The 5807-nt window shown below is 53.1% G+C and carries 4 protein-coding genes and 1 pseudogene; all 5 read left to right on the top strand.

Going from position 1 to position 5807, the window contains the following annotated elements; genetic code table 11:
• Positions 1-636: 636 nt before the first annotated feature.
• A complete protein-coding gene (locus tag RMSM_RS09765; protein ID WP_052031565.1) occupies positions 637-2148 on the top strand; it encodes a sulfatase family protein in 1512 nt (503 codons plus the stop codon).
• A gap of 42 nt (positions 2149-2190) precedes the next feature.
• A complete protein-coding gene (locus RMSM_RS09760; RefSeq protein WP_008694858.1) occupies positions 2191-3057 on the top strand; it encodes an alpha/beta hydrolase in 867 nt (288 codons plus the stop codon).
• Between the two features lie 58 nt (positions 3058-3115).
• A complete protein-coding gene (locus tag RMSM_RS09755; RefSeq protein ID WP_008694857.1) occupies positions 3116-4501 on the top strand; it encodes a sulfatase-like hydrolase/transferase in 1386 nt (461 codons plus the stop codon).
• Between the two features lie 299 nt (positions 4502-4800).
• The gene (locus RMSM_RS09750; protein WP_008694849.1) at positions 4801-5427 is read left to right on the top strand and encodes an RNA polymerase sigma factor; all 627 of its coding nucleotides are present in this window, start codon (positions 4801-4803) and stop codon (positions 5425-5427) included.
• Positions 5428-5488: 61 nt separating this feature from the next.
• A pseudogene (locus RMSM_RS09745) lies at positions 5489-5807 on the top strand (serine/threonine protein kinase); the annotation flags it as partial.

Raw genomic sequence — 5807 nt, 5'->3', positions numbered from 1 at the left:
ATTCATCATGATGCGTCCGAGGCCTTAAAAGGCACGCAAAAGGTCGACCTGGATGGGCATAACACTTCACAGCGTGCCGTTCCGATGGGACCGGCTCATCCCGCGATGAAACCTTTCGTACTGCCGGGATCAACCGTGGTGATTGAAACCGCATCGAGTGCCGATGACTTTCAGAAGCTGAAGCCGTCGCCGGCATCAGGTAGAAAGGTCACGGCGAATCCGGCAACCCGCAATGATCCGCTGAAGTCATTGACGGACGGAAAATTGGCTGCGGCAATCGGGCCGGTGTTCGGAAATGGGGTTCGTGGTGGAGCCTATAAAATGGATTTGGGCTCGAAACAATCCGTTTCCGCCATCACCAGTTGGTCTCACAATTGGAAAGGGATCCGCGGTGCTCAAAAGATGGTCCTTTACGGCAGCGACGCGGCGACCGATCCGGGATGGGATCTGACCCGTTTTACTCCGCTTGGCACCATTGATACGACCGGCAAGGCAAAGACGAAGTTCACAGCGACATCGTTGCGGGCAGCGGCCGGACAATCGCTCGGTCAATTCCGCTGGATTGTCTGGGCCGTGTCCCCAGTTACCGATACGGGTGGCGGCGAGAACACCGCTTTCCAGGAGCTTGCGGTCGACGTGCTCGAATCAGAAAATTCTGCTGCCAACGACAAACCCAATATCCTGTACATCGTTGCCGATGACCAATCGCCCTTTGATCTTAAAATCTACGATCAGGATTCAGCGCTAGAGACCCCGGTGATTGACCGTCTGGCCGCCGAGGGTTTGGTGATCGATGGAGCCCATCAGATGGGGGCTTGGTGCGGCGGCGTGTGCACTCCATCGCGCCATATGATCATGTCCGGCCGCACGCTTTGGCATGTTCCGGATAAACCAAAACTCGGTCGGAATCTGCTTGAGGTGGATGCGAAACATATCCCTGCGAATCTTGCAGACCATACCCTGGCAGCGGTTTTCAACGACGCGGGGTACGACACGATGCGAACCTGCAAGAAAGGGAATAGTTACGCAGCTGCGAATGCTAAGTTTACAGTGGTTCATGATGCCACCAAACGAGGCGGCACGGATGAGTCAGGCAGCGGTTGGCATGCCAAACAGGTGCTCAACTATCTTGAGCAACGCGAGGCCTCCAACGACCAAGACCCATTTCTAATCTATTTCGGTTTTTCGCATCCTCACGATACACGCGACGGGAAGCCTGAGTTGCTGGCCAAATATGGCGCCGTGAATCATCGGGACAAAAACAGCCTCCCGCCAACCGATCCGAAGCAGCCGAAACTTCCCAAAAACTATCTCACCAAACACCCGTTCAACAATACGGATATGAAGGTGCGTGACGAGGTAAACGTCAGCGGGGTTTGGACCAACCGTGATGAGCGCACCATTCGCAACGAGCTGGGCCGCGAGTTTGCCTGTAGCGAAAATATCGACATCCAGATTGGTGCCGTTTTAGAAAAGCTTAAGCAGATGGGCGAACTGGATAACACCTATATCTTCTATACGTCCGACCACGGAATGGCGATCGGCCGGCACGGACTGCAAGGCAAACAGAACCTCTACGAGCACACCTTCCGTGTCCCCTACATCGTGAAAGGTCCCGGCATCAAACCAGGATCTCGTGTACTGGGGAATATCTACCATCTCGATGCGCTCGCGACCTTGTGCGACCTGGCTGGGATCGAAGCGCCGAAGACCAGCGAAGGCATTAGTTTTAAACCAGTTCTCGAAGGCAAGCAGGATACCGTTCGCGATGTGCTCTATGGCGCATATTGCGGTGGTGCAAAACCGGGAATGCGATGTGTCAAGAAAGGCGATTGGAAACTGATCCGCTATGAATCGACCCAAGACGGCGTGAACGAAACCCAGCTTTTCAACTTGGCCGAAAACCCAGATGAACTGTTGCCCCAGCACAACGATCCGAAGCTGATTGCGTTAACGCAGTACAAGCCGAATCCGAAGCAAACCAATCTCGCGAATGATCCGGCTTATGCCGAGAAGCTCGAGGAAATGGAGCAGATTCTGCTGGACGAGATGCGCGAACACTTTGATCCATATCGTTTTTCCGATCAGCCCGATGATGGGTTCAATAGAAAAGACATTTCCAATTTGCCAGCACACCAGAATAAGTAAGGTAGCGGACTCCGCACGCTGCCGCCAAATCGAGGTAACGAAATGAAGACAATGATCGTATTCATGACACTTGCGTTGTTCTGCAATCGGTGTCTTGTCGCTGATGACTTCACGCCGGATCGCGTCGTGACTTACAAAACCATTGGCGATGTACAGCTGAAACTACATGTCTTCGAACCCAAGGGACATCAAACGAACGACAAGGCTCCTGCCATTGTTTTCTTCTTCGGCGGTGGCTGGACGGGCGGAGACCCCAAACAGTTTTTCCAACAAGCGAGATCGCTTGCCGACGACGGTATGGTCGCCTTCTCGGCCGACTATCGCGTCAAGAGCCGCAACAAAACGACACCGTTTGAATCGGTCACGGATGCGAAGTCGGCGGTGCGTTGGATTCGCGGGCACGCGTCCGAACTTGGAATCGATCCCGAGAAAATTGTAGCCTCGGGCGGTTCGGCGGGCGGACACATCGCCGCCTGCACCGGAGTGATTCAAGGCGAAGAGGAAGCAGACGAAGATCGGACGGTCAGCTCGCGTCCCAACGCAATGATCCTGTTTAATCCCGTTTTGGACACCACCGCCAAAGGTTATGGGTTATCCAAAGTGGGCGAAGCGCGACAGACCGATATCTCGCCATGTCATCATGTCAGACCTGGAATCGTGCCAACGCTATTGTTGCACGGCACGGCGGACACGACGGTGCCGTTTGAGAACGCGGAACGCTTCGCGCGATTGATGGAAGCCGCCGGCAACAAATGTCAGCTTGTGGCTTTTGAAGGCCAGATCCACGGATTCTTCAATTCACCTTTTTTTCGTCCAAAAACCAAAGACACCAGCGTTTACGAACAAGTGATGCAAAAGACCCGTGCATTCCTGGTTTCGCTGGGCTACCTGGACGATTCGGCGTCCTAAAAATCGAACCAGAAATAGAATCCCTCAAAACGATATCGCTTCCAACAATCGAGTTAACATGAGTCTACGTATTTTTTTACCACTGCTGTCGGCCTTCGGACTTTCGATTCTTCCATCGTTCGCGGATGAACCCAATCGCACCGGTGAATCGGAACGACCTAATGTTGTTGTCTTTGTGGCGGACGACATGGGGTGGGGTGACTCGGGAACCTATGGACACGAATTAATCAAAACGCCCAACTTGGACAAATTGGCGGCCCGCGGCGTCAAACTAACGCAGTGCTATTCGGCTTGCGCCGTTTGCTCTCCGTCTCGATCAGCGATCCTGACAGGACGCCATCCCTATCGCAACGGTGTTTGGCGACACTTGTCGGGGAATCATAAAGCGCATCTACGTGAGAGCGAGATTACCTATCCAAAACTGCTCAAATCGATCGGTTACGAAACCTGCCACGTTGGGAAATGGCACCTCAATTCGTTGCCTCACTTCAATACCGCTGAATACCCACAACCAGGCGACCACGGCTATGACCATTGGATGGCGACGCATAACAACGCGCATCCAAGTCACAAGAATCCGGACAACTTTGTTCGCAACGGAGAACCGATCGGTGAGCAGAAAGGATATTCGGCACAAATCGTGGCGGCGGAGGCCACGGAGTGGCTGAGCGAAAAACGAAACAAATCCAAACCGTTTGCATTGTCGGTGTGGGTCCATGAACCCCATTCGCCGATCGCGACGGACCCCAAATTCTCAGCCCTTTACGGCGAACATGACAATCGCACGTACATGGGCAACATTACCCAGCTCGATGACGCAGTCGGACAGGTGATGCAGACGCTTGATGCTGAAGGCGTCAGCGACAACACACTCTTTTTCTTTACCTCCGACAACGGCCCTGTGGCCAGATACGGAGGCACGACGGGCGGATTGCGTGGTGGCAAACGCAGTGATCACGAAGGCGGCATCCGCGTGCCGGGAATCGTCTGCTGGCCCGGCCATATTTCACCCGGCACCACTAGTTCCGTTCCGGTCGTGGGAACCGATATCTTCACCACGGTGCTTGCGATCGCGGAAGTCCCATTGCCAAAGGACCGCACGATTGATGGCGTCAACATTGTGCCCGCGTTATCCGGAAAGCCTGTCGATCGACCGATCCCGCTGTTCTGGCGGACACATGTCTCGCCACCACAAGACCGCGTCGCGATGAGGATCGGTGATTGGAAAATCGTGGGTAATGATACCCTTACCAAGTTCCAACTGTTCGAGATTGAAAAGGATTGGAAGGAAGAAAACGATCTCGCCGAGGCGATGCCTGAAAAGACCGAGGCGATGAAACAACAACTGCTGGCACTTTGGAAGCAGATCGAAGCCGAAGGCCCGAACGAGTGGTGGGAAGGCGAACGAAATAAGCCTGCCCGTGGTGGAACACTGAACTATTGATTTAGGACTGCGGGTTTTTCAGCTCCATCATCTCAATCCCGGTGTTCAAAGGATGAATATGGCAGTCCATGCCATCATTCACAATTCGCGTATCTGCTGGCAGCTTGATACCGGCGGATCCTGATCCGCCCTCCAACCTCATCAGGAGGGTGTTTTTTCGAGATCGATCTTGATTTTGCACCGACGAAACACCGGTTTGGATCCTACAATAGGAAAGTTGTGGTAGGCGATGCCTACTTTGCGGATGCAGAGCGACTCGCTATCAAGTCGTCGTAGTGGCACCCTCGTTGCCTTTTTCAATGAATATTCAATCACATAACTTGTTGACCCGAATTTCGTTGCTAAAGCTTGCGCAGTCTGGAAAAGACCATCCAGCCTGGGAGGAATTGCTGGGCTACTACGAGCCATTTATTGGTCGCATTCTGACTCATATGGGCGTCGCTCGTTCGGATGTCGATGACGTCTGCCAATTGGTGCTGATGCGTTTGTGGAAAGACTTGGTCAATTATCAGCATGAACCTCAGCGAGCTCGTTTTCGCACTTGGTTGTCGTATTTAATCCACAGCACTCTCGTCGACTGGCATCGCAAACGACGAAGTGATCGACATACCGTGGACTCCGGTTCAATCGACGTCGAACAATTACTGATTGATCGACCCGAATTAGAATTGCAGATTGAAGCGGAGTGGAAAGAGCATATTGTTGACTTGGCGCTCGAGCGTCTGCGGACCATCTTTTCGGGAAACGCCGTCGATGTGTTTGTGCGAAGTGTCGAGGGCGAATCGGCCACCGAGATCAGTCAACAATTGAATATCAGCGAAGAGAGCGTGTACGTGTTGAAGCATCGCGTCAAAAAACGCCTTGTCCGCGAAGCGTATGAATTGCGACGGGAATTGGAATTTCCCGACAACAACTCATCATCTTGATATCGCTGGCGTGTCGTGCCGCGTTTCTTAATCTTCCCTATCGAGATCGTTAAACCGATTGATGACAAGCAGCCATTCCCGTCGTAAAGCGCTTCAGCGGATCAAACCGATTGTAGACGAGTTATTCGATCAGGCGGATCCATCGCAGACGTATGGTGATTACTTGGAATCGGATGACGATATTTGTCCGCTGTACTGCTCGATTTCGCGAATCCAGCAGCGATACCAGGACCCTGAGCTAATTGGCCGGGGCGGGATGAAAGAGGTCTATCGTGTGTATGACGCGCGGGCGGTGCGTCACGTCGCGATGGCAAAGCCGTTGCCTGAATTCTCGAATGACTATTTCGACGCGTTTTTGCGTGAAGCACATCTAACGGCAC

It is taken from the genome of Rhodopirellula maiorica SM1 (genome assembly GCF_000346295.1).
GTDB classification, from domain to species: domain Bacteria; phylum Planctomycetota; class Planctomycetia; order Pirellulales; family Pirellulaceae; genus Novipirellula; species Novipirellula maiorica.
The sequence above is the reverse complement of the archived record's forward strand: the minus strand, read 5'-3'. Positions and strand labels throughout refer to the sequence as shown.

Bases quoted from the DNA above. Each gene is read 5' to 3' on its own strand.
- RMSM_RS09755 (WP_008694857.1), top strand. From the start codon at position 3,116: ATGAGTCTACGTATTTTTTTACCACTGCTGTCGGCCTTCGGACTTTCG.
- RMSM_RS09760 (WP_008694858.1), top strand. From the start codon at position 2,191: ATGAAGACAATGATCGTATTCATGACACTTGCGTTGTTCTGCAATCGG.
- RMSM_RS09750 (WP_008694849.1), top strand. From the start codon at position 4,801: ATGAATATTCAATCACATAACTTGTTGACCCGAATTTCGTTGCTAAAG.